Origin of the sequence: Sphingorhabdus sp. (genome assembly GCF_044239665.1) — a bacterium.
Classification (GTDB): Bacteria; Pseudomonadota; Alphaproteobacteria; order Sphingomonadales; family Sphingomonadaceae; genus Sphingorhabdus_B.
This window is the reverse complement of record NZ_JBIIBA010000021.1, coordinates 1-24,958: the sequence shown is the minus strand read 5'-3', so window position 1 is coordinate 24,958 and position 24,958 is coordinate 1. Positions and strand designations below refer to the sequence as shown.

The window sequence follows — 24,958 nt, the reverse complement described above, 5'->3', positions numbered from 1 at the left end:
AAAGCGGACGAAATGACACTGCGCTGCGCACGCAGCTTAAGGTCCTGCCCCTAAGTGACGCTAACCTTAGGAGTTATTCTGCCTATCGAGGAAACGCGGAACACCGTTGTTGCTTGCGCCATCTTGGCCCTTGTCATCTTCATCATCGGACCGGGAAAGACCGCGTGACAGGTTCGACATGCGTTCAAACAACGTCCCACCAATCGGAATGCGGGGCGCCGCACGCTCAGGCGCCTGCGTTACATCAACCGGTGCAGGCGATGGTGCAGGTGCGTTCGCATTTCCGTCTGCCGGCGTGTTCAGCTCAAGCGCATCTGCACCTGCCCAGGACGTAGAAGAAAAGGTGCTCGACCCAGACGCATTTTCTTCGCTGCCCGCAGTGGTGTCTTCATCCGCGTCAGGCGCTTCGAAATCGCTGCCGAGGACCAAGCTGTCGTCTTCCGCCTCAGCTTCTGGTTCCGCAACCGCATTTGGTTCTTCGCTAGGCGCGGGATTGGTCGGTTCAAATAACGGCGCTATTGGCGCAGGGGCCGCCGCAACTGGCTCAGCTGCCGGACGGCTGAACGAAAATGGCGGGCGCGACTGCGTTACAGGTGACGCAGCAATGCCTTCATTGTCGATACCGGTGGCCACAACTGAAACGCGGATTTTGCCGTTCAAATTTTCATTGAACGCCGAGCCCCAGATGATGTTCGCATCCGGATCAACCAATTCACGAATATGGTTGGCAGCTTCGTCAACTTCCATCAGGCGCATGTCTTCGCCGCCCGTAATCGACACGATAACGCCCTTTGCGCCTTGCATCGAAACGCCGTCGAGCAATGGGTTGGCGATCGCCCTCTCCGCAGCTTCAAGCGCACGGCCATCGCCTTCGGCTTCGCCAGTGCCCATCATCGCCTTGCCCATTTCATGCATGACGGACCGGACGTCGGCAAAATCAAGGTTGATCAGGCCGGGCATAACCATAAGGTCAGTGATGCCGCGAACGCCCTGTTGCAAAACTTCGTCAGCAAGCAAGAATGCCTCTTTGAACGTCGTGTTCGGGTTGGCGACCAAAAACAGGTTTTGGTTCGGAATAACGATCAGCGTGTCAACATGCTGTTGCAGTTCAGCAATGCCGGATTCTGCCGAGCGCATCCGGCGCGATCCTTCAAAAAGGAACGGCTTAGTCACCACGCCAACGGTCAAGATGTTCATTTCGCGCGCAGCTTGCGCAATGACTGGAGCAGCACCGGTTCCAGTTCCGCCGCCCATGCCAGCCGCGATGAAGCACATGTGGCAACCAGCCAAAGCGTCTTTCACTTGCGCAATTGTCTCTTCTGCAGCGGCGCGTCCGACCTCGGGGCGCGAACCAGCGCCAAGACCTTGCGTAATCTCGGGCCCAAGCTGAATGCGATAATCCGCAGGCGAGGCGTTCAGCGCCTGCGCATCGGTATTGGCGACAAGGAAATCGACGCCTTCAACCTTTGCTTTTATCATATTGGCAACCGCATTTCCGCCGGCACCACCAACACCAATAACTGCAATTTTAGGCTTCAATTCGTCAACCATAGGTGGTCCGATATTGATGCTCATAATATTATCCCCTTAGCCTCTTTGGCTCGTTCGAAAATTTACATGCTTTTTACACAAAAGCGAAACACGCACACCAGAAAATTACCCTTTTGCACAGTTTTCTATCAGAAGTTCTCACGAACCGCCCGTTTTATCCGTTCAATCAAACTTGGCATCGTTCCACCCAAATGTTCGGCGCGTAAATCATAGCCGGATTGCAGTTCGACCCGCTCTGATGCTGCATAATGAATCAATCCGACAAGCGTTGAGAATGCAGGACCGGAATGCGCTTCGGGAATGCTGATAAGCCCGGCGGGACGGCCGATGCGGACAGTGCGGCCTAATGCGCTTTGCATATGTTCGGCTGCACCCTTTAATTCCGCGCCGCCACCGGTCAGGACAACCTGATGGCCAGATGGCCCTGTAAAGCCGAGCGTTTTTAGCGCCTGCGCAACTTCGGTCACAATTCCATCGACGCGCTGGCATACGACCGCATTCAACTGCGCCTTGGTGATGCGTGGCGCTTGATTGCCAGGTTCAACGCCATTTTCGTCAGGGCCAATATCGAGCACTTCTTGATGATCGCGTGGGCTGGTCAGCGCCGAACCATGAAAACATTTCAGCCGCTCTGCCTGCGCACGGCGAATGCCAAAGACCGACGCTATATCATCGGTGATGTCCGATCCGCCTTTCTGAATGGTTTCAAGTCCGACCAGCATCCCGCCAATGAATACCGACACGTTGGTCACTGCGGCGCCAAATTCGACAAGTGCAACGCCAAGGTCGCGCTCTTCCGCCGTCAAACAGGCAAGACCCGTTGCAACCGGCCCAACCACGAGCGAATCAACATCCAAATGCGCCGAGCGCACCGTCATATCCATGTTTCGGACCGGTGATTGGTCAGCCAGAATGACATGCACGTCAACGCCAAGCCTATCTGCGTGCAACCCAACCGGATTTGCCACACCGCCAACACCATCGAGCGCATATAGCGTAGGTTGGATATGCAAGGCAATTTTGCCACCCGTCTGGATATTGGCGCGTCCGGCCTGAAGCAGTTGGTCGACATCGTCTTGCGTAATGCGGTCGCCGCCCAATTCGATTTCAACAGGTGCCAACATGCTATCGAGCCCACCCGACGACATGCCGACCCAAGCCCTGTCGATATTAAGGCCAGCAATGCGTTCGGCTTGCTCCACCGCGTGGCGGACAGACAGTTCGGCCTGTTCGACATCCGCAATGCAGCCACGGGTGACCCCGCGACTTTCGCGCTGGCCAGTGCCCAGCACCAGCAGGTCGCCATTTTCAGTCTGCCGGGCGATTAACGCCGACACTTTGGAGGAACCGATATCAATCGCCGAAATCAGCCGTTCGACCCGCGCCGTCTTCATGCCGTTAGTCCATTAATTTTTGATGTGATTTCGTTGTTTTCTTTGTTTTCTGCGTTTTCGTTGCTTTCCACTTTCACAGCTTCTGCCTTTGGCGCTTTGCGGAAATAGGCGCGATTGGGGTCGCGTAGGTCAAAATGGATGAGGTCGCGGCCAAGCAACCGGTGGACGCCGTCCAACCGTGCAAAGTTCAGCAGTGCTTTGGCCGCTTCCGCCTCCCCCTCTGGCAAAGCCAGCGTTTCGCCCGATTGGAACTGCAAGTCCCAGCGCCGGTTACCTATCCAGCTTGCGCCTGAAACCTGCGATTTCAGCGCCGAAGCATTGTCGAGCAAGGCGTTTAGCGCGACAATATGCGCATTGGCGTCATTGCCGTTCAACGTCGGCAAATCGCCGCCCTCACCCGCGCGGACATTTGCCAGAACGATGCCGTTCGCGTCGATCAGAGAATATTTTCCGTTCCGTTGCCATATCGCGGCAGGCTTGCGCTCAATGATCTCTATTGCCAACGTATCGGGCAACTGCCGCGAAACGCGGGCGTCCTTAATCCACCCATATTGCAGCAAGTCCGCGCGTATTTTTTCGATATCCACCAAGGGCATCGCGCGGTCTTTTTCGGCGAGCACCAACTGATAGACTTTCAACTGGTCCACCCGTTCCATGCCCGTGACCGGAACGCTCTTTACTTGGAAGCCAGCCTTGGCGGCCAGCGCGGCATATTGTTGATAGGCAACGGCGGTCAGGCCCGCATATTGAGCAGCGACAAAGGCCAACAGCGTGAGCGCCGCCAATATGATCCAGGTAAAAACGCGCTGCAGTTCCCGTTCGGAAAAAGGCAGCATCCGCATCAACATATCAACCCAGGACGCTTGCGGCACCCTTTGCCGTGGGCTTGGGCCTTTTGCCTTGCGTTTTGCGGGCGCTTTGCGTGCGACACCAGCCATTATGCCACTGCCCCTTTAACAATCAGCGCCTCTTTGACGATGATGTCCACAAGCTGTTCGTAGCTAATGCCAACATGGCGCGCTTGTTCGGGCACAAGGCTCAATGGCGTCATGCCAGGCTGCGTATTGATTTCGAGAACGAAAACGCCGTCCATGCCTGCTTCGTCATCCCAACGAAAATCGGTGCGTGAGGCGCCTTTGCAGCCAAGCAACTGGTGCGCGCGCAGCGCTGTGTCCAACATATATTGGGCAATATCCGCAGGGATTTCCGCAGGGCAAATATGTTCCGTCAACCCGTCTGTATATTTGGAATCAAAATCGTAAAAGCCGCTCTTGGGCTTCAACTCGGTCACGCACAACGCTTTGTCGCCCAGCACGGCCACCGTCAACTCGCGGCCTTTTATGAAGGGTTCCGCCAGCAACCGGTCAAATTCCTTCCACGGCCCTTTGGCATCGTGCGCAATCGGGTTGCCGTAATTGCTGGCTTCTGTAACGATTGCCACCCCGACCGAGCTGCCTTCGTTCAGAGGTTTCAGCACATAAGGGCGCGGCAGCGGATCAGCCGCATATAGGCTTTCGCTGTCGACCATCGTGCCCTTTGGCATCGGGATTCCGGCGGGTACGAGGCACTGTTTCGTCAGTTCCTTATCAATGGCGATGACGGAGGTCACCATGCCGCTATGCGTGTACCGGATGCCCATCAAATCTAGCATGCCCTGCACCGAACCATCTTCGCCGGGCACACCATGCAAGGCGTTGAACACAATGTCAGGGCGAAGGCCCGCAAGAACTTGTGCGACATTGCGGTCCATGTCGACGCGGCTGACCTGATAGCCCAGCTTTTCAAGCGCATCGGCGACACCATTGCCGCTCATCAAGGACACTGGCCGTTCGTTCGACCATCCGCCCATCAACACCGCGACGTGCATTTGCTTGCTCATTTCGTTTCACCCACGCGCTGGATTTCCCATGTTAAATCGACGCCCGCATGCGCCAATACGCGGGCGCGGACCTCTTCGCCAAGCGATTCAATATCCACGCTGGTGGCGTCACCGGTATTAATGAGGAAATTGGTGTGCTTTTCGGACACTTGTGCACCGCCGATTTGCAACCCGCGACATCCCGCCGCATCAACCAGTTGCCACGCCTTATGTCCGTCCGGATTTTTGAAGGTCGATCCGCCGGTTTTCGAGCGCAAAGGCTGCGATGCTTCGCGCGATGCGCTAATCCGGTCCATCTCGGCTTGGATCGCTTCGGATTCGCCCGGATGTCCTTGGAAGCGCGCGGCCACAATGATTGCGCCATCGGGCAGTTCGGAATGGCGGTAGCTGTAATGCAAATCTTCCACCGACAAGGTCGTCAACGTTCCGTCGCGCAGCACCACATCGCAATCACGCAATATGTCTTTTACCTCGCCGCCATAAGCGCCGCCATTCATGCGGACAAAGCCACCGACGGTGCCGGGGATACAGCGCAAAAATTCTAAGCCAGAGATGCCCTTGTCGCGCGCAGTGGATGAAACCAATATGCCCGACGCACCCGCGCCGCACGCCAGCGTCACCGCATCTGTGCAGTTGACCTTGGCAAAGGCCTTGCCCAACCGGATGACAACGCCCCTGACACCGCCATCACGGACGATCAGGTTCGAACCCAGGCCAAGCGCCATGACAGGCGTGCGAGGGTCAAGTTCGCGCAAAAAGGATTGCAGGTCGGCAACGTCCTTGGGTTCAAACAATATGTCCGCGCTGCCGCCCGATTTGAACCACACCAACGGCGCCAACGGAGCATCTTGGGTCAGTCGCCCTTCTACATGCGGCAGAAGCTGCGTGGTCATGCACGCGCTGCCTTTATGGCGTCGGCGAGGCCAGCAGCCCATTTGGTGATGTCGCCAGCACCCAAACACACGACAATGTCATCGCTCTGCACCACCTGCGCCAACTTACGCGCCAAGTCACCTGCGTCCGTCACGGTCGCGGCGGAACGATGCCCGCGCGCCTTAATACCATGCACCAACGCGTCTGCATCAATGCCGTCAATTGGCCCCTCACCTGCGGCATAGACAGGAGAGATGAATACCATATCGGCATCGTTAAACGCTTGTTGGAAATCATCCATATGGTCGCGCAATCGGGTAAAGCGGTGCGGCTGTGCTACGGCAATCACGCGGCCCTGCGCGCCTTCGCGTGCAGCAGACAGCACCGCGCGGATTTCGACGGGATGGTGGCCATAATCGTCGATGATCGTGACTGCGCCATCAACAAGCGCTATTTCGCCGACCTTGGTAAAGCGCCGTTTGACGCCACCGAATTTGTCAAAGCCATGGGCAACGGCCGCATCGCTCATCCCCATTTCAAGGCCAACCGCAACAGCAGCCAGCGCATTTTGCACATTGTGGCGGCCCGGCATCGGCAGGTGGATACCCTCTATCGTCCGTTGCGATCCGTCGCGGGCGCGCACTACGACGTCGAACCTGTTACCGCCGGGATGCGGGGTGACATTCTCACCGCGAATGTCGGCCTGCGCCGAAAAACCATAAGTAATGATCCGGCGGTCTCGGATTTTGGGCAAAATCGCCTGCACTTCTGGATGGTCGAGGCACATGATCGCCGCGCCGTAAAAGGGTACGTTTTCGACAAATTCGACAAAGGCGTTTTTGATCGCGTCGAAATCACCATAATGGTCGAGATGTTCGGGGTCGATATTGGTGACAACCGCCAACGTACCATCCAACCGCAGGAAACTGCCGTCGCTTTCGTCCGCTTCAACCACCATCCAGTCGCTTGCACCAAGGCGTGCGTTTGAACCGTAGCTGTTTATGATGCCGCCGTTGATGACCGTCGGGTCAATGCCGCCATGGTCAAGCATCGCAGCAATCAAAGATGTCGTCGTCGTCTTGCCATGTGTGCCCGCCACGGCGACAGTATTCTTCAACCGCATCAATTCGGCGAGCATTTCGGCGCGGCGCACCAAGGGTATACGCCGTTCCAAAGCAGCGTCGCGTTCTGGGTTGCCCGCTTTTACAGCAGTGGATGTCACAACCACCGCTGCTTCGCCCAGATTGTCGGCGCTATGGCCAATCATCACCTTGATGCCGCGTTGGCGCAGGCCGTCGATGACATAGCTGTCGGCGATATCGCTGCCCTGCACTTGGTAACCCAAATTGTGCATGACCTCCGCAATGCCCGACATGCCGATGCCGCCAATACCGACAAAATGCACAATCCCGATATCTGTTGGAACACCTCTCATGCTGCATTCTCTCTGGCAAGTGCGGGGGACGAGCTGAAACCGCCGCTCGATTGGGGTTTTGATTTTATGCCATGCATGATCGGGGCACGGCCGAAAGATTCGACCAAATCGGCAAGATCGGCAACCGCATTGGGCCGGCCGCAGCTTTTAGCGGCCTTGGCTGCATTTTCCATCGCACCGGGCTCCAATGCGATCATTTGGATCTGCTTTGCAAGTTCAACTGCCGTAAAGGCTGGCTGCGCGATGGCGCGCGCACCGCCCGCTTCAACCATTTCTTTGACATTGTAGCTTTGGTGATCGTCGGTTGCGCTGGGCAGCGGGACCAATATGGCTGGCCGTCCAGCGCAGGTCAGCTCGGCAATCGTCGATGCCCCTGCCCGCGATATCACCATATGCGCCCAGCCAAGCCATTGCGGCAGGTCAGGCAAATAGGTCGCCAGCTCGGCTGGAATATCATGGGCGGCATAAGCGGCCCGCACAGCGTCAATATCCTCAGCGCGGCATTGCTGCGTCACTTGCAAACGCCGCCGTAAACTCATCGGCAAGTTCGACAATCCGTCAGGCACGACATTAGAAAGCACCGTGGCGCCTTGGCTTCCGCCCGTCACCAACACGCGGAAAATGCCTTCAGGCAATAGCATTGGAAAAGGCTGATCACGCAACGCAAGCACCTCTTCGCGGACCGGGTTACCGACCAGATGCACCTTGCTGGCATAACGCGGCGACAGGCGGAGCACGTCGGGATAAGAGGTGGCGATGGCGTTCACTTGCCGCGCGGTGAAACGATTGACGCGGCCAAGCACGGCATTTTGTTCATGAATAATCGTCGGTATTTTCTCGGCAAAGGCACCCAATAATGCTGGAAACGCGGGATAACCGCCAAAGCCAACCACGGCGCTCGGTGCAAAATCATCGTACAGGCGCCGCGCCATCGCGCGCCCTTCGGCAATCGCCTTTATACCAGGAAGCCAGCTCGCCGGATTTTTGGTTATACGGCCAGCGGGCAGCTTGTGCGTCGCCATCTCATCAGGGCAGCCCGGAATTTTCGCCCCGCGTTCATCCGTAATCAGCGCCACTTGATGGCCCCGGCTGATCAATTCCTGTCCCAATGCAAAGGCAGGAATCAAATGTCCGCCAGTACCGCCAGCAGCCAACACATAATGCCGAGAAATGGTCATGGCCTGTCTCCCTTCACCATATACAGCGAACGGTCAAGATATGGGTTTCGCTTCGTCAACGCGAGTATCAGGCCGCAGGTAATCGAAAGCGCAATGATAGACGAACCGCCGTAACTGATGAAGGGCAAAGTCATCCCCTTTGACGGAAAAACACCCAAATTCACGGCAATATTAATCATCGCTTGTCCGCAAAATTGCGCACCGAGGCCGGTGACCGCCATGACCACAAACTGGTCTTTTTCATCCAACAGGCGAATGATGATGCGGACCAAAATCGCGAAATACAAAATGGCAATAACCATGCAGGCCAAAAGGCCGAATTCTTCACCAATGACCGAGAAGATATAGTCGGTATGCCCCTCAGGCAGCGAATATTTCTTTATGCCAAGACCCGGGCCAAGGCCAATGAAGCCACCGTTAGTTAGGGTCGCCAGCGCCATTTTGTCATGGGTCAGTCCCTCGGTGCCAAAAATCCACGCGTCTATCCGCTGCGTTGCGACGGGGTAGAAATTATAGGCCAGCAGGATGAATACAACGCCGCTGATGACGAGGAACCACAAACGGCGTGCGGGCACGCCAGCGACCATCATCAGCGCAAACCAAGTGCCCATGAACAAGATAGTTTGCCCAAGATCCGGTTGAAGCAACAGGAAGAAACAGACAAGGCCAGTGGCGATGCTGGTAAGGAAAAGAACGGGCAAGCTTGGGTCTTTCAACCGCCAGCTAATAATCCACGCGATCATGACCGCAAAAAAGGGCTTCAGAAATTCAGACGGCTGGAGACCCGCAAAACCCGGACCAATCCATCTTTGTGACCCGTTCACCTCGCGTCCTAATAAAGGCACCAAAGCAAGCAGAACAAAAAAGACGCAAAAGCCATAGAGCGCAAAGCGTCGGGCTTGTTCGCGCGGAGACATCGACACAAGCAGCATGATCGGGACACCAATGAGGACCCACATCAATTGCCGATAAAAGAAATAGAGCGAAGAAAGCTCAGTCGTTGACGATGACAGGCGCTGCGCACCCGCCGGAGACGCCGCAGCAACGGCGAGCAACCCAATGGCGATCAACACCATCATTAACGACAACAACACGCGGTCGAGTTCCCAAAACCAGACACCCAAGGGCGAACGGTCGCCACGGCCCAAACGGTTGGCAAAGCCGATCTTGCCGGTTTTGGCGGCGAGGACCCAGGGCGCTTCTTTGCGGTCGCTCATAATGCTTCCACAATCGCGCGGAACGCATCGCCGCGGGCTTCAAAATCTTTAAACTGGTCAAAGGACGCACAAGCAGGCGAGAGCATGATAACGTCGCCCGGCTGTGCTTGGGCTGCTGCCGAATGCACCGCTGCGCCCATCATCTCGCTGCGTTCCACAGGCATGTACGGCGACAGCAATTCATGGAACAACGGACCAGCTTCACCAATAGTGTACGCTTTTACAACATGGCCGAAATTGGGAATGCATTCATCGAGATTGTCAGTCTTTGGCAAGCCACCGACGATCCAATGCACGCGGGGATAAGCGGCCAAAGCGGGCGCAGTCGACGCCGCATTCGTTGCCTTGCTGTCGTTGATGAACAATATGCCATTACGTTCGGCAACAACTTCCATCCGATGGGCAAGGCCGTTGAAGCTGCGCATCGCTGGCCGCCATTGGGCTTCCGTCACGCCAAGCGCTTCGACGATGGCAATGGCCACTGCGATATTCTGCAAATTATGTGGCCCTTGAAGCGAAGGCCATTCGGCCTGGCCCGTTACCAATTGCGGATCGGCCAGTTTCACATATTCCGCCCCACGCCGCGCAAGCACTTCGTTGTACACACGTTCGGTATCCGCGTCGCCTTTGCCAAACACAGAAAAATCTTTGCCCGTCTGCATTTCAAACAACCGAGCTTTCGACGCTATATAGTCGTCATAGCCATCATATCGGTCGAGATGGTCTGGCGAGAGGTTGATAAGCGCAGCAGCATCGCAAGCAAGGCTGTGCGTGATGTCAATTTGATAACTGGAAAGCTCAAGCACATAAACGCCGCCTGCAGGCAGCGGAGCTTGCGATAATATTGGCAAGCCAATATTGCCCCCCATGCGGACGGGAATTGACGCGCTTTCCAGCAAATGATGCACCAACGCCGTCGTCGTGGATTTACCATTGGTCCCGGTAATGCCCACAACATGATGTGGCGGCAGGTTCGGCCGCGCCATCGCGAATAATTCGATATCCCCAATCAACGGGATGCCTGCTGCCTTTGCCTTATCAGCGATCGGGTGGCGGTTGATGGGAACGCCGGGCGAAACGACAATGGCGTCATAGCCCGTTAAGTCGCTTAGCAACGGATCGGCAATCGTGGCGATGTCCGCAACCTTGGCGCGCGCGCCTTCGTCATTGTCCCATGCCAAAACTTCGGCCCCGCCCGCGACAAGCGCACGTGCAGCCGAAAGGCCTGAGCGCGCAAGTCCCAATATTGCGAACTTCCGGTCTTTAAAGGCAGGGGTAGTGATCATCTAAGCTTGAGGGTTGATAGCCCCGCAAGCGCCAATACGAAAGCCACAATCCAGAAGCGAATGACAACGGTCGGTTCGGACCAGCCAAGCTGTTCAAAATGGTGGTGAATTGGTGCCATACGAAAAATGCGCTTGCCGGTCCGCTTGAACCAAAACACCTGAATGATAACCGATAGCGCCTCGACCACGAAAAGCCCACCGATGATGGCGAGCACAAATTCATGGTGCGCCACAACGGCGATTGCGCCCAGCGTGCCACCCAAGGCAAGGCTGCCGGTGTCGCCCATGAACACCGCGGCGGGCGGGGCGTTGAACCACAAAAAGGCAAGGCCAGCGCCCACAATCGCGCCACAGAGCATGGCGAGGTCCCCTGCCCCTAAAAAGAACGGAATGCCCAGATATTCTGCGTATTTAACATTACCGACCATGTAGACGATTAACATAAATGCAATGGAGGCAATGATGACGGGCATGGTCGCAAGCCCATCCAAACCATCTGTTAAGTTCACGGCATTGCCAAAGGACACAATCACAAACGCGCCAAATGGCACATACCACCAGCCCAAGTCGATAACCGGACCGTTGACAAAGGGCAGATATAAATTGCCGCCGGATTGCCAGACAATCAACGATACCGCGACGCCGGCAATGGCAAATTCCCACAATAAGCGGACTTTGCCAGACACGCCCTTGTGGCTGCGCTTCTTAACCTTGTCATAATCGTCGAGAAAACCGACCAAGCCAAAGCCCGCAGTCACCAATAAACAGGCCCAGACATATATGTTTTTTAGGTCCATCCACAAAAGCATCGAAATGCCGACCGACACCAAGATCATCAAGCCGCCCATCGTTGGCGTACCGACCTTGGCCAGATGCGATTGTGGCCCGTCACTTCGAATGGGCTGCCCTTTGCCCTGACGAACGCGCAGCATGCTGATAAAGCGTGGTCCAATCAGCAGGCCGATAATCAGGGCGGTAGCAATCGCCGCCCCCGACCGGAAGCTGAGATAGCGGATGAGGTTTAATATACCGGGAAACCCAAGATATTCGGCCAAAACATATAGCATCAGTTTTTCCCACTCGTCAGCGCGTCCACGATATTGGAAAGTCCCATGCTATTGGAACCTTTGACCAAAACCGTGTCTGATGCGCAAAGATATTGTTGCAGAATGGCCAGAGCCTCCTGCGCGGTCGCGCAATGCGCGAATTCCTTTGGTCCCTCAACCCCTGCATTCAACGCATCGGCGAGAATTTTCATCTCTTTACCAACGAGGATCGCAAAATCTACCTGTGCGGCGGCCAAGGGCACGGCAAGCGCGCGATGATAATGATCGCCCTTGTCGCCCAATTCTTTCATCGAACCTAAAACCGCAATACGCCGCCCGCCGCCAGACAGTCCCAATTGCCCAATGGTTGCGGCCATAGACGCTGGATTGGCGTTGTAGCTTTCATCAATCACATGCACATTGCCGCCAGCAATGGCCACATCATGCCGGGCGCCGCGTCCGGATAGTCCGCCCATTTCGGCCATGGCCAAACCTGCAGACGCCAGATCACCACCTGCGGCGAGCACAGCAGCCAACACGGCCATGCTGTTGGCAATCCAATGCTCACCGGGTTGCGACAGGGTGAACGACAGCATCGCGTCACACACTTTTGCGGTGACCAGTGTTCCATCATGGGCCGAATTGACATGGTCGATAACGCGAACATCGGCGTCGGGGCTGAAACCAAAGGATAAGATTGAGTTGGTATAGCGTTCTGCCGCCGCACGCAGACGCGGATAATGCACATTGTCTGCAGGCAGGATGGCCGTGCCGCCGTCGACCAAGCCTTCGAATATCTCCGCCTTGGCATCGGCAATGCCGCTTTCGTCCTTGAAAAATTCAATATGTGCCGGGGCGATCGTGGTGATTATGGCGACATCGGGACGAACAATATGGCTCAACGCAAGCATTTCGCCTGCATGGTTCATGCCCATTTCGAATATGCCAAAGTCGCAATCTGCGGGCATCCGCGCCAAACTTAAGGGCACGCCGACATGATTGTTGTAGCTTTTCACCGAACGATGCGCGCGACCGCGTGAACATCGGTCCAATGCGGCAAACAACGCCTCCTTCGTCCCTGTCTTGCCCGCAGAACCGGTAACGCCGATGATCTTTGCTTTGGTGCGCGCGCGCGACGCGTGACCCAATGCCTCCAACGCCTGCATCGTATCGGCGACAAGGATATGCGGGTGCGGCACTGGTTGCGACACAATTGCGCCTGCTGCGCCATTGGCATAGGCCTTGTCGACGAACAAATGCCCGTCGGTCTCCGCGCCCTTCAACGCCAGAAACAAGTCGCCTTTGCCGATTTCGCGCGAGTCAAAGGCAACGCCAGTGGCATCAAAATGCCCCGATGCTGTGCCGCCTGTGGCCGCCAGCAGTTCTTCAAAGGTCCACAATGGGGTCATGCCGCGCATTCCCGTGCAACTTCGACATCGTCAAAGGGCAAAACACGGCCCATGATGATTTGTCCCTGCTCATGACCTTTGCCCGCAATCAGGACGATGTCGTCCGGCTCGGCATGTTCAATGGCAAAGGCAATCGCGTAACGCCGGTCACCAATTTCATGTGCACCCTTTGCACCCGCCATGACGTCGGCGCGAATGAGCGATGGGTCTTCGCTTCTCGGGTTATCGTCGGTGACGATCACAATGTCGGAATCTGACACAGCCACCGCGCCCATTTCCGGACGCTTGCCAGTGTCGCGGTCGCCGCCGGCTCCGAATACGGTAATGAGCTTACCCTTGGTATGGGGACGCAAGGCGGCAATGGCCGCGCGCAAGCCATCGGGTGTGTGCGCATAATCAACGTAAACGGGCGCGCCGCTTTTGGTAATCACCGCGCGTTCCAAACGTCCACGCACTGGCTGCAATCGGGCCAGATGCGACAACAGGCTTTCGACCTCTCCACCGCTTGCCATAACCACGCCAGCCGCAACCAAAGCATTCGCAGCTTGATACGCGCCGATCAGCGGCAGCTTCAATTTATGCACATCGCCTTGAATGCGCAGTTCAAGCGTCTGCCCAAGCTGCGTCGGTTGGCGCGACAATAATTGGATGCCCTTGCCCTTTTCCCCGACCGTAATCAGGCGGAGTTCGCGTTTGCGCGCACGGGCAATCGCTTGGTCCGACCAGACATCGTCGGCCCAAATGACGGCGCAACCGTTTTCGTCGACGACCTCGTCAAACAGCCGCATCTTGGCTTCGAAATACGCTTCCATGGTCCCGTGATAATCAAGATGGTCGCGGCTTAAATTGGTAAAGGCCGCGACCGAAACTGGCACGCCTTCGCTGCGATATTGGGACAGGCCGTGGCTCGACGCCTCGAATATGGCATGGCTAATGCCTTCGCGCGCCAGACCCGACATATTGGCAAGAAATGTGACGATGTCCGGCGTCGTCAAACCGGTCTTGGCCTGATCAGACGCCGTGGTGATTCCCAAAGTGCCAATCGACGCCGCATTATGCCCCGCCATCCGCCACAGTTGACGCGTGAGCTCTGCGGTTGATGTCTTGCCATTGGTTCCGGTAACCGCCGCAACATAGTCGGGAAAAGGCCGGAAGAATTTTGCCGCAAGATGCGCGAAAGCTTGGCGCGGGTTGGCATCCGCAATATGCACCGCACCGCGCACCACAGCTTCCGGACGCGCGACCACAGCGACAGCACCAGCCGCAATGGCATCGTCGATAAAATCTTCGCCATTAAATGCAGCGCCTTCAAATGCACCAAAAACGGTGCCGGGCGCAATCTTCCGATGGTCGATGGCAAAGCCGGTCACTATTCTGTCGGCAAATGCCGTATCGGCACCGCTTACCAATTGCCCGAGCCTCACTATTGCTCTCCCTTCGCCTTCCACAATAAAGGCATCAGTTCGGATACATCAACATCGCGTTTCATATCTGGAATGATTCCCACAAACGGACCAATGCGCGTCACGGTTTTCTGCACAACCGGTGCAGCGGTATAGCCTGCGGTCCGCTGAAAGCTGGATGCCTCGGTACCCTGTGGTTCGTCTAGCATGGTAAGCACAACGTAACGTGGATTGTCCATCGGGAATGCAGCGGCAAAGGTCGCAACGACCAGATTGCGGCTATATCCGCCAATGCCGGGTTTTTCCGCTGAACCGGTTTTACCGCCCACACGGTAGCCCAAGGCATCGGCCTTCTTTCCGGTCCCATCGACGACAATCATACGCATCATTTGACGCATCCGCGCGCTGGTTGCCGCCGTAAATACCCGCTTGCCGGGGATTTTGGCGCCGGGCTTGGTTTTGAACATCGTCGCCGGGCGATATATGCCGCCATTGACCATGGCGGCATACCCGCTCGCCAAATGCAACGGCGTAACGGCAATGCCATGGCCAAAGCCAACGGTCATATTTGTCAGACGATCCCATTTTTTGGGATACAATGGCATCGCTTTTTCCGCGAGCTCAATTTCGGGCCGCGCATTAAAATGCATCGCACGCAACATCGCATCCATGCGGGCGGCACCCAAATTATCGGCAATCTGCGCGGTCACAACGTTCGAACTGTGGATCAGCGACTCAGGTGCGTTAATCCAGCGATCCAAAGGGTGCGAGTCCCGAATTTTGAACTTGCCAACCTGCAGCGGCCTTGTCGCATCATAACGCACCGAAAGGTCACGCACGGTGCCTGCGTCCATCGCTGCGGCAACCGTTAACGGCTTGAAGGTGGAACCAAGCTCATAGACACGGTTGGTCACATTGTTGGTCTGCCGCGTAATCGGGTAGCGACCATCAACGATAGGCTGCCCGTCATCAGGAATGTTGGCGAATGAAGGCCGGTTCGGGTTGAACGATGGCAATGTTGCCATGGCAATGACTTCGCCTGTTTGTACATCCAAGATGACACCTGCCGCGCCTTTAGCGGACGTTGCCGCCATGCCGGATGCAAGCTCGCTTTCAAGCGCGGCTTGCACGCGAACGTCCAATGCAAGGTTCAATGGCGCGGAACGCTTTGACGGGTCGCGCAAATAGTCATTCATGACACGTTCCATGCCCATCGCGCCTTTGCCGTCGCGATTTACAAAACCCAGGACATGCGCCGCCATATCATGCTGCGGATATAGACGCGTGGCCTCACGCGGAAACTCGATGGCGATTTCGCCAAGGCTGTGCACCTGCCGGACTTGCTCTGGCAACGCGCGTTTCCGCAGATAGCCGGGCTTACCAGCGGTCAATTTGGCATAAAATTCTGAAGCGGGTGTATCGGGGAAAATCGCCGCCAACTGGTTCGCCAATTGTTTGCGATCGCCCAAGATATCCTCAGGCTTTACCCAGATCGCATAGCCATAGATGCTGCGCGCCAAAGGAATGCCATTGCGGTCCACAATGTCACCGCGTTCCGGCACATATTCAGTGCTCGTCGCACCATATGCACGTGTGCTCTCAAACAATGCCAAGGTGGCGAGGCGACCGATCAGCAGCACGACAAACATGCCAAAGGCCAGCAACAAGATAAGCATGCGCCAAAACCCGTGCGCGGCAAATGGTGGCGGGTTGACGCCGCTTTTCCGTGTGGTTGTGCGGGCCAGTTGGGGGTTCATTACCGGCGGCGTTCATTCGCGGACTTAGCCGAAATGTCCCGCAACAGATCATCCGACAACAGCGTTTCGTCCATACGCGCAAGTCGCTCGGTGCGGGTCTGCTCCACCTTTGGCGCTACAGGCTTTGGCGCGGCGCGCTTTGCCGGCTCAGCAAAAATCGGGGTTGCAACAGCTGTGGCAATCGCCGTCGACTTCTTCACCACAGCCTCAATCGTCGGCGCAGGGTTAGCTTGGTTCGCGCTGGGCGCAACGTCGATATCTGCAGAAGCCATCATCACTGGCTTTGTCTCTTGCAGATCTCCGGTCAGTTCTGCGAGCGCAGCTTCACCATTGACAAATTGTTGCGCCAATGGCGGCTGATAGCCGTACAAAAGCTCATTCCATTCCTCAAGCTGCTGAAGGCTGGCACGTGTCCGGATTTCCGCTTGAAGAAAGCTGATTTCCCGCTTCGTTTCCAGAATTTCGCGATCGACCGCAACCAAGTCGCTATGCGTAGCTGCGACATTGAGCGACAATGGATACAACAGAATGGCAACCATGAAAACCAAAGCCAACCAGCCCAGATTCTGAAGCCTTTTCATAGCGAGACTCATGCTGCAAGTCCTCCTGTTGCCCATGCGGGCGCCTGTGTGCGGGTTGCGGAACGTAAGGTTGCCGATCTTGACCGTGGATTACGGGCCAGTTCAGCGCCCGATGGCCGGACCGCTTTGTCGGCTTTATCAAAAGTAGGTGACGGGCCGTCGCTGCCAACCATTGGCACATGGCGCGAGCCTGCGGCTTCTGCGCCGCTACGGCGACGCAAAAATTGCTTCACGATGCGGTCTTCAAGGCTGTGAAAGGTGACAACAGCCAAGCGGCCACCTGGCTTCAACATACGTTCGGCAGCCTCAAGGCCGTCGGTCAGCTCGTCCAATTCGCGGTTCACATGGATACGAATGGCTTGAAAGGCGCGGGTGGCAGGATCCTTGGGCGCGCCGGGCTTATGACCAACGGCCTTGCGGACAATCGCGGCCAATTGCGCTGTGGTTTCTATGGGCCGCGCGGCGACAATCGAACGGGCAATGCGGCGTGAGCGATGCTCTTCGCCATAACGGTAAATAATATCGGCAATATCAGCCTCTTCAGCTTCATTGACGAAGTCCGCCGCCGTCATGCCGTCCTGACCCATGCGCATATCGAGCGGACCGTCCTTTTGGAAAGAAAAGCCGCGTTCAGCGCGATCAAGCTGCATCGACGAAACGCCGATATCCAATACGACGCCATCGACCGACGAAATGCCGTCAGCAATCAAGACATCGTCCATGTTAGAAAAACAGGCCGCGTAAAGACGCAAAGCGCCTTCGCTGCGGCCTGCAAGGTCAGCACCTTCTTTAAGGGCGTCGGGATCGCGGTCGAACGCGTAAACGCGCGCACCGCCAGCCAGTATCGCTTGGCTGTATCCACCTGCACCGAAGGTACCATCCACGATCTCAGCGCCAGGGGTGATGGCGAGAGAGTGAATCACTTCATCCAGTAAGACTGGAATATGGGGGGCTAGAGCGCTCATTTGTCGCGCTTCGCCTGAGACAGCCAATAATTCAGCTCGTCCTTAACAGGGTTGAAGGCTGCAGGCGCTTCTTTCAGGAAGACGTCGGGGTTCCACAGCATGAAATGCGTTGTCGCACCAAAAAAGAAGGCGCGATCGTCAATGCGACCAAAATGCTTGAGCATCGGCGAGAGCACGAAACGGCCACTGGCTTCAAAAGCGGTTTCAAAAATGGAGGATGCCGAAACGCCAGCGATTTCGCGGTCAAATTCGGTACCGCGATTCACAGCACTTTGCCATTGCGCCTCGATGTCGGCGCGCAGCTTAAGGCGTTCGGAGCCACCAAAGCCGATGAGGCACGGCAAGGTGGAATGGCGCGATATGCACACGCTGTTGCTGCCGCTGGATTGCTGGACGCTGTCGCGCAGCTCTGCTGGAATCGTCGTGCGGCCTTTGGCGTCGACATTCGACACCCCTGAACCTGCATAGACGACCAACGCTGACACTAACCGCACACCCCTACAAAAAGGGCGCAGATCTCTAATCATGGCGAAACATATCGCCGCGCGGACGTCTTAACGTCCGTTAGAATCAGGAAACCACCCCTTGATGACTGTGCATAGCAAGGGATTTCATGGATGAAAAGAGGGATTTTATGGAAAAACTATCTTATTTTCGGCATTAACGTCGGAATTCCGTCACTTCTTAAACAAGGCTCCAGATATAGATTGCATAATGGACATAATTTCATGGCGCTAAAAGCGCCAAAATCGACGGCTTTACCGATGGTGGCGGCCCTATTTCTCCCATCATTCGTCATTTTCCCACAAAATCCCCGTTCAATCCCTGATCGTCGTGCAAAGCGGCCAAAAGCGCTTGCAACAGGGCGATATTGGCAAATTCGTCTTTGCCGGTGAGTATCCGCATCCCGCGCCCTTGCCAAAAGGCGGCATCGAGAAAATCGGCATCGGCCACAAGAATAGCGCGCCCTTTGCCCATTCGGCAATCCGCCAACAGGCCTTTCGCCAATATGCTGCAGCGGCCCTTGGCAGTGCTCTTTTTAGGCAGCCATTCCCCGGGCGTTACCGTCCGGATAGGCAAACCGCCAATTTTGCGCATGGAAGCGGGAACCTCATCTTCCAACGGTAAGACGAGCTCCATTCCCCAATAAGCGAAAAGGGGGGAGAGCATCGATGTAAACAACGGACGCCTTTTGTCGCCCAAGGGATAAAGGCTTCCCCATTGCAAGGCAGGGTCAGCAAGTATCAACACATGGCCACCTTGGCGCACCCAATTATCCAGATGGACCAGTTCGCGTGGTGCAAAGGCCCGCGGCTGCGCAAGCAAAAGCATCTGCTTAGGCTTTGGCACCCAAGCCTCCAAATCGTCTATGGGCGTGATGTCATAATGCGCACTCAGCCGCTTAAAGGCAGGATGCGGCGCGGCGTCCTTGGCCAAATCCGCCTCAATACCCCCCTCGCTCCATACCAGCGGCAGCGAAGTCATCATTGCCAATGGCGGCTTTGGTCGATTGTCCGCAGGACGCGTCGTGGCAAAGCCAGCGAGCAATAGCAAAACCGTGCATGCCGCTACCAAAGCGACAAGCAGCCACTTTTTAACGCCGAACTGGGCTAATCTATCAATCACCAAGCAAATATTACCGCGCGGGCGCAGATGAAAGCGGGGTTTTTGCCGCATCCTTAGCGGCTCTTTCGGCATCCGTTTCCTTGGCCACAGGCGTAACGCCCAATTCCGCCAGCGGTTCATCCGGCGTCGCATCCTTGTCCGCTGTCAGGGGCGCAGCGTCAGGCACGCCGCCTGTTTTTGGCCCGTCGCTTACCCGGTCCAAGACCATATTGGCCAATGTCACGAACAACAGCACTACCACGAGCCCGACCAGCCCGACCTGAATACGCTGAATTGCGGATTGCTTTTGTTCGACCATATGCGTTCTCCTTACCCCATTTTGGCTTTTAGCTGTCTTGCTGCCACGGCATCACGGGAAGGTTTTTGCTGCGCATCCACGCTGGGTTATAAATGGTGGACAAATAACGGAAGCCGGTGTCGCACAATATCGTCACGATACGCTTACCCGGCCCCAGATGCTTTGCCAGCGCGATGGCACCTGCCACGTTGATGCCCGATGAGAGCCCAAGGCATAGCCCCTCCTCCGCCAAAAGCCGCCGAACCCAGATTAGGCCCTCTTCGTCGGAAATGCGGAATTGGGTATCAATCGGCGCGCCGTCGAGATTGGCGGTAATGCGTCCCTGCCCGATGCCTTCAGCGACTGAGCTGCCTTCGGCGCTTAATTCGCCGCATGCATAAAAATTATAGAGCGCCGCACCATGCGGATCGGCCAAGGCGATAGTGACGCCCTCATCCTTTGCCTTTAGCCCAAGCCCAACGCCGGCAATCGTCCCGCCCGTACCAGCAGCGCAAATGAAGCCATCAATCTCACCATCCATCTGCATCCAGATTTCTTCGGCTGTCGTTTCGATATGCGCGCGGCGGTTGGCGATATTGTCGAACTGGTTTGCCCAGACGGCGTTTTCGGTTTCTTCGGCCAGCCGGCGGGATGTGTGGACGAAATGCCCAGGGTTTGCATAAGGTGCAGCGGGCACAAGCACGAGTTCAGCACCCAATGCGCGCAGCGTGTCCTTTTTCTCCTGGCTCTGCGTTTCGGGCATGACGATGATCGTCTTATACCCCAGCGCATTACACACCAAAGCAAGGCCAATGCCGGTATTACCTGCCGTGCCCTCAACAATCGTCCCGCCGGGCTTCAACAGGCCCTGCCGTTCGGCATCGCGGACGATGTAAAGCGCGGCGCGATCCTTTACCGACGCACCGGGGTTCACATATTCGCATTTGCCAAAAATATCGCATCCGGCTGCCTCGCTTGGCCCTTTCAGGCGGACGAGCGGGGTGTTGCCAATCAAATCAAGTGTTGAGCCAAGCATGTTCATATCGCCAATAGCTAGGCGCGTTCATGGCCAATCGCAAGACGGTCTGGCTTTGGGCACAACAATATGCGGGGCAAAAGCGGATATGATAGCAAAATGCATTACAGGTATTGTTATATTATATCATTGCGTCTAACATGTCGCTCTGTCTTTGGCTTTTATGGATGATGTTCTCTTATGAAATCTGCCCCGCTTCTTAGAATTTCCGCCAGCATTTCCGCATTATCGCTGACTTTGGCCGTGCCCGCTTATGCGCAGCAAACTGGTCCAGCTTCGACCGAAACCAATATACAGTCCGACGATTTTCACGGGACAGAGGATATCGTCGTCACCGCGCCGTTTGTTGAACGGCTCGACATTCTTTCCGGCACATCTGCGATTTCAGGCGAAGTGCTCGCCGAAAAAACGCGCGCGCAATTGGGCGATATACTCACCAGCCTGCCGGGCGTTTCGGCGACGAGCTTCTCCCCCGGCGCATCGCGCCCCGTGCTGCGTGGCTATCAAGGGAACCGCGTCGCTGTTTTAACGGACGGTATCGGCAATATCGACGCGTCCAACACATCGGCGGACCATGCGGTTACTATCGACACCTTGACGGTCGAGCGGATTGAAGTGCTGCGCGGCCCCGCCGTCCTGTTGTTCGGCGGTCAGGCCGTAGGCGGCGCGGTCAACGCGCTCGACAAGCGAATTCCGCGATCCATCCCCGACGAAAACATTCACATCGACGCCTTGGCCGGATATGGCAGCGCCGCACGCGACTGGTCCGGCGGCGCGTCGATTGATATGCCGATCACTGACCGAGTCATCGTCCATCTCGACGGCAGCTACCGCAATAGCGATGATCTGCGCACCGGCGGCTATATTCTATCCCCCAATTTGCGCGCGGAGATGCTGGACTTAGCAGCAGAGGAAGCAAGCGAAGGCCATCTGGAAGAAGCTGCCGAAGCCCGCGAACTGGCGGATCAGCGCGGCCGCATTCCCAACAGCGCGGTGAAAAGCTGGACTGCTGGCGGTGGCATCGCCTTTATCGACGACAATGGCAATATTGGCGTGTCTTATAGCATTTACGACACAAATTACGGTATCCCTGCCCGTCCCGGCGCATCCCATGCGCATGCGCATGCGGACGAAGAACATTCAGAATATGAAGAACATGCAGAAGGCGAAGCGCCCGTCACCATTGGCTTGCGGCAATATCGCCTCGACTTTCGCGGTGAAGTCAATTTGGGCGATGGCTTATTCGAAAAACTGCGCCTGCGCGCGGGCTACGCCGATTATACCCATACTGAATTTGAAGGCGACGAAGTCGGCACCCTCTTTAACAGCCAGGGTATCGAGGCGCGGGCAGAATTTGTGCAGAATGACCGCAACGGCTGGCGCGGGGCAAGCGGCGTCCAATATCAGTCCCGCGATTTCGAAGCCATTGGTGCCGAGGCCTTCGTTCCGCCCAACATTACGCGGCAATTTGGCATGTTCACCTTGCAGGAATATACCAAAGGCAATCTGGACGCCGAAGTCGCTTTGCGTTTTGACACCGCAGATCTGCGCGCTGACACTTTGGGCTTAACGCGCTCGTTCAACAATATCTCCGCCGCATTTGGTCTTGGCTACCATATTGGCGATCTGAAGATCGGCGCGAATATCTCGCGGACGGGCCGTGCACCAGCGGTGGAGGAGTTATTCTCCAGCGGGCCGCATATCGCAACGCAGGCCTATGAAATAGGCGATCCCGATCTGAAAAGCGAGCGGGCTTGGAATGGCGAACTCTACGCACGGTACGAAACGCTGGGGACCGCGTTCAGCGCAACATTATACACCAACCGCTTCGACAATTTCATTTATGAGGCCGAGACCGGCGACATTGAAGATGATTTGCCCGTCTTCCAATATTTCCAAAATGACGCCAAGGTCTGGGGCGTGGAATTTCAAGCGGCCAAGCGCCTCGCCAGCTTTGGCAGTTCCAACCTGTCGGTCGATGGCGTTGCAGACTATACACGCGCCAAAATCTCCTCCGGTGGCGGCAATGTCCCGCGCATCCCACCCTTGCGTTTGCTGGGCGGCGTTGAGTTGACCAATGCAAGCTTTGACCTGCGCGGCGAAGTCGAATTCAGCGATGACCAGACGAAAACGGCAGTGTTTGAAACGCCAACTGATGGCTTTACTTTGGTCAATGCTTCGGCGACTTGGCGGCCATTCGGGCGGGATCGCAACATTGCGCTGATTGCGTCAGCGAACAATATCTTCGACGTAAACGCCCGACGTGCCGCGTCCTTTACCAAGGATTTCGTACCTTTGACCGGTCGTGATTTCCGGGTGACGGCACGGGTCAGTTTCTGATCCACCGATCGTGTTCATGAAACCCCGCCAAGGGGCTGATTCGATGATCGCGCGCTAAAAAAAAACGGAACCTCCGCGCGATCAGCGGGTTAGCCTGCTAGGCCTAATTTGTAGGCCAAGCTCTTGGAGAATATCATGCGCAAAATTGCAACGATCATCCTGCTTTCAGTATCCTTGCTGGCAGCAGCCTGCAACACCGTCAAGGGCGTGGGCGAAGACATTGAATCCGTTGGTGAAGCCGGTGACCGCGCGATCTGATAGATGGCCGGTCGTAATTACACAAAGGGCCGGAGGGGAACTTCCGGCCCTTTTGGTTTGGATCGCGCGCAGGGGTGTCTCGTCTTAGCTCGACACGAACGGGTTAGTGGCAAGGGGGTCACTCGAGCGGCATATATCCTGGCGTTTACCCTCTGCGTCCTCTGCGCCTCTGCGTGAGTTCATTTTGCACGCAGAGGCGCAGAGGACGAAGAGGGTAAAGTAAACAATTCCCAACCCCGTTCCAACACAACCAAACTCGTCATCCTGAAACAAGTTTAGGATGACGGTTGGGGTTCCGGGTGACGGCAGGACGGCAGCGCGGTCAAACCTACAGCACAGCCTCTTCAGCGGCCTCGGCCTTTTTGCGGCGGCGGCGGGTGAACCAGATGGCGATCAGGGCAAGCTCGTATAATATGCACAAGGGGATCGCGAGCAGCAATTGCGACACAACGTCGGGCGGCGTGAGGACGGCGGCAATGGCGAAGGCACCGACAATGGCATAACGACGCGCGCTCTTAAGCTGTTCCAGCGTAACAATCCCTGCCCGCTCCAGCAGCATCAGCAACACCGGAAGCAGAAACGAAATGCCAAAGCCGAAAATGAACTTCATTACGAAATTGAGATAATTGTCGACACCGGGAAGCGCCTGTTGCTCCACACCGCCGACATTGCCGCCAAAGCCAAGCAAATATTCCAACGCAACGGGGATAGCCATGAAATAGGCCATGGACGCGCCGGTGATGAACAACACCGGCGTTGCGAGCAGAAATGGGAGAAAAGCCCGCTTTTCCTTGCTGTAAAGGCCGGGCGCAACGAAGCGCCATAATTGCGTTGCAAATACCGGGAAGGAGAAGAAGGTGGCGGCAAAAAACGCGACCTTAATCTCGACAAAAAATGCCTCGAATATTGCGGTATAAATTAGCTTCGTTTGGCCCGATGCGAGCAAAGGCTGCACAAGAAAGCCAAAGATCGGCCGCGCGAAATAGAGGCTGATGCCAAAGGCGATGGCGAGCGCCAAAAAGCTCCAGAGCAGGCGGCTGCGTAGCTCAATCAAATGATCCAGCAAAGGCATTTTGCTGTCGTCTACATCACTCATATCTTGGTCGCCGTTTCGGTTGGCGGCGTGTCGGCGGGGGGTTCGGCTATATGTGCCTGCGCATCATCGCCGATAACGTCTGCACGTGGATCCGCCGGATGCGCGCGCATGATGCGTTCATTTTCGGCCTTCCACTTTTTCTCCAATTCTTCGAGTTCCGACTGGCGCACCATTTCGTCAAAGCCCGACCGAAAATGCGAGGCGACACCGCGCGCTTTGCCTACCCATTTGCCGACAAAGCGCAATGCCTTTGGCAAATCCTTTGGTCCAATGACCAAAAGCGCCACAAGGACGACAAGCAACAGTTCGGATGACGCAATGTCAAACACGTCAATCCCCCGACATCGAGGG

The 24,958-nt window shown here is 56.2% G+C and carries 23 protein-coding genes; 2 read left to right on the top strand and 21 right to left on the bottom strand.

The genetic code is table 11. From position 1 onward, the window contains the following. Positions 1-66: 66 nt before the first annotated feature. From ftsZ to ACILP3_RS07520, 19 genes are all read right to left on the bottom strand, one after another. On the bottom strand, positions 67-1,575 hold the full coding sequence (gene ftsZ, locus ACILP3_RS07610) for a cell division protein FtsZ (RefSeq protein WP_395616056.1): 1,509 nt from the start codon (positions 1,573-1,575) through the stop codon (positions 67-69). Positions 1,576-1,679: 104 nt separating this feature from the next. Next, a complete protein-coding gene (ftsA, locus tag ACILP3_RS07605; protein WP_395616055.1) occupies positions 1,680-2,945 on the bottom strand; it encodes a cell division protein FtsA in 1,266 nt (421 codons plus the stop codon). After that, positions 2,942-3,883, bottom strand: a complete 942-nt coding sequence (locus ACILP3_RS07600) for a cell division protein FtsQ/DivIB (RefSeq protein ID WP_395616054.1) — start codon at positions 3,881-3,883, stop codon at positions 2,942-2,944. The genes ftsA and ACILP3_RS07600 overlap by 4 nt, the downstream gene beginning before the upstream one ends. Further along, positions 3,883-4,824, bottom strand: a complete 942-nt coding sequence (locus ACILP3_RS07595) for a D-alanine--D-alanine ligase (protein WP_395616053.1) — start codon at positions 4,822-4,824, stop codon at positions 3,883-3,885. The genes ACILP3_RS07600 and ACILP3_RS07595 overlap by 1 nt, the downstream gene beginning before the upstream one ends. After that, entirely contained in the window at positions 4,821-5,717 is an 897-nt protein-coding gene (murB, locus tag ACILP3_RS07590; protein WP_395616052.1) for a UDP-N-acetylmuramate dehydrogenase, read from the bottom strand. The genes ACILP3_RS07595 and murB overlap by 4 nt, the downstream gene beginning before the upstream one ends. Next, positions 5,714-7,132, bottom strand: coding sequence for a UDP-N-acetylmuramate--L-alanine ligase (gene murC / locus ACILP3_RS07585; protein ID WP_395616051.1), 1,419 nt, complete (start codon positions 7,130-7,132; stop codon positions 5,714-5,716). The genes murB and murC overlap by 4 nt, the downstream gene beginning before the upstream one ends. Then, complete coding sequence (murG, locus tag ACILP3_RS07580) at positions 7,129-8,310, bottom strand: undecaprenyldiphospho-muramoylpentapeptide beta-N-acetylglucosaminyltransferase (RefSeq protein WP_395616050.1); 1,182 nt, start codon at positions 8,308-8,310, stop codon at positions 7,129-7,131. Before murG ends, murC begins: the two co-directional genes overlap by 4 nt. Beyond that, positions 8,307-9,527: an FtsW/RodA/SpoVE family cell cycle protein gene (locus ACILP3_RS07575; RefSeq protein WP_395616049.1), complete on the bottom strand. Its 1,221-nt coding sequence runs from the start codon at positions 9,525-9,527 to the stop codon at positions 8,307-8,309. Before ACILP3_RS07575 ends, murG begins: the two co-directional genes overlap by 4 nt. Further along, on the bottom strand, positions 9,524-10,813 hold the full coding sequence (murD, locus tag ACILP3_RS07570; protein WP_395616048.1) for a UDP-N-acetylmuramoyl-L-alanine--D-glutamate ligase: 1,290 nt from the start codon (positions 10,811-10,813) through the stop codon (positions 9,524-9,526). The genes ACILP3_RS07575 and murD overlap by 4 nt, the downstream gene beginning before the upstream one ends. Then, on the bottom strand, positions 10,810-11,880 hold the full coding sequence (gene mraY / locus ACILP3_RS07565) for a phospho-N-acetylmuramoyl-pentapeptide-transferase (protein WP_395616047.1): 1,071 nt from the start codon (positions 11,878-11,880) through the stop codon (positions 10,810-10,812). Before mraY ends, murD begins: the two co-directional genes overlap by 4 nt. Then, positions 11,880-13,268: a UDP-N-acetylmuramoyl-tripeptide--D-alanyl-D-alanine ligase gene (gene murF / locus ACILP3_RS07560; protein WP_395616046.1), complete on the bottom strand. Its 1,389-nt coding sequence runs from the start codon at positions 13,266-13,268 to the stop codon at positions 11,880-11,882. The genes mraY and murF overlap by 1 nt, the downstream gene beginning before the upstream one ends. Continuing rightward, the gene (locus ACILP3_RS07555) at positions 13,265-14,692 is read right to left on the bottom strand and encodes a UDP-N-acetylmuramoyl-L-alanyl-D-glutamate--2,6-diaminopimelate ligase (protein WP_395616045.1); all 1,428 of its coding nucleotides are present in this window, start codon (positions 14,690-14,692) and stop codon (positions 13,265-13,267) included. Before ACILP3_RS07555 ends, murF begins: the two co-directional genes overlap by 4 nt. Continuing rightward, the gene (locus ACILP3_RS07550) at positions 14,692-16,428 is read right to left on the bottom strand and encodes a peptidoglycan D,D-transpeptidase FtsI family protein (RefSeq protein WP_395616044.1); all 1,737 of its coding nucleotides are present in this window, start codon (positions 16,426-16,428) and stop codon (positions 14,692-14,694) included. The genes ACILP3_RS07555 and ACILP3_RS07550 overlap by 1 nt, the downstream gene beginning before the upstream one ends. Beyond that, positions 16,428-17,021: a hypothetical protein gene (locus tag ACILP3_RS07545; RefSeq protein WP_395616043.1), complete on the bottom strand. Its 594-nt coding sequence runs from the start codon at positions 17,019-17,021 to the stop codon at positions 16,428-16,430. The genes ACILP3_RS07550 and ACILP3_RS07545 overlap by 1 nt, the downstream gene beginning before the upstream one ends. Then, on the bottom strand, positions 17,018-17,974 hold the full coding sequence (rsmH, locus tag ACILP3_RS07540) for a 16S rRNA (cytosine(1402)-N(4))-methyltransferase RsmH (protein WP_395616042.1): 957 nt from the start codon (positions 17,972-17,974) through the stop codon (positions 17,018-17,020). The genes ACILP3_RS07545 and rsmH overlap by 4 nt, the downstream gene beginning before the upstream one ends. Next, on the bottom strand, positions 17,971-18,459 hold the full coding sequence (locus ACILP3_RS07535) for a division/cell wall cluster transcriptional repressor MraZ (RefSeq protein WP_395616041.1): 489 nt from the start codon (positions 18,457-18,459) through the stop codon (positions 17,971-17,973). The genes rsmH and ACILP3_RS07535 overlap by 4 nt, the downstream gene beginning before the upstream one ends. Before the next feature lie 310 nt (positions 18,460-18,769). Beyond that, positions 18,770-19,600 carry a hypothetical protein gene (locus ACILP3_RS07530; RefSeq protein WP_395616040.1) on the bottom strand — a complete coding sequence of 277 codons (831 nt, stop codon included), beginning with the start codon at positions 19,598-19,600 and terminating at the stop codon, positions 18,770-18,772. Between the two features lie 10 nt (positions 19,601-19,610). Beyond that, positions 19,611-19,898 (bottom strand): hypothetical protein, encoded by a 288-nt coding sequence (locus tag ACILP3_RS07525; RefSeq protein ID WP_395616039.1) that lies wholly within the window; start codon positions 19,896-19,898, stop codon positions 19,611-19,613. A 28-nt stretch (positions 19,899-19,926) separates the two neighbouring features. After that, on the bottom strand, positions 19,927-20,919 hold the full coding sequence (locus tag ACILP3_RS07520; protein WP_395616038.1) for a cysteine synthase A: 993 nt from the start codon (positions 20,917-20,919) through the stop codon (positions 19,927-19,929). Positions 20,920-21,093: 174 nt separating this feature from the next. On the opposite strand from ACILP3_RS07520, the gene ACILP3_RS07515 reads away from it, so the two are divergent. Together ACILP3_RS07515 and ACILP3_RS07510 are read left to right on the top strand one after the other, a co-directional pair. After that, complete coding sequence (locus ACILP3_RS07515) at positions 21,094-23,253, top strand: TonB-dependent receptor (RefSeq protein WP_395616037.1); 2,160 nt, start codon at positions 21,094-21,096, stop codon at positions 23,251-23,253. Positions 23,254-23,388: 135 nt separating this feature from the next. After that, positions 23,389-23,511 carry an entericidin A/B family lipoprotein gene (locus tag ACILP3_RS07510; protein ID WP_395616036.1) on the top strand — a complete coding sequence of 41 codons (123 nt, stop codon included), beginning with the start codon at positions 23,389-23,391 and terminating at the stop codon, positions 23,509-23,511. Positions 23,512-23,839: 328 nt separating this feature from the next. Here ACILP3_RS07510 and tatC read toward each other — a convergent pair whose 3' ends face one another. Next, a complete protein-coding gene (gene tatC, locus ACILP3_RS07505) occupies positions 23,840-24,607 on the bottom strand; it encodes a twin-arginine translocase subunit TatC (protein WP_395616035.1) in 768 nt (255 codons plus the stop codon). Beyond that, entirely contained in the window at positions 24,604-24,936 is a 333-nt protein-coding gene (gene tatB, locus ACILP3_RS07500; protein ID WP_395616069.1) for a Sec-independent protein translocase protein TatB, read from the bottom strand. The genes tatC and tatB overlap by 4 nt, the downstream gene beginning before the upstream one ends. Between the last annotated feature and the right edge of the window lie 22 nt (positions 24,937-24,958).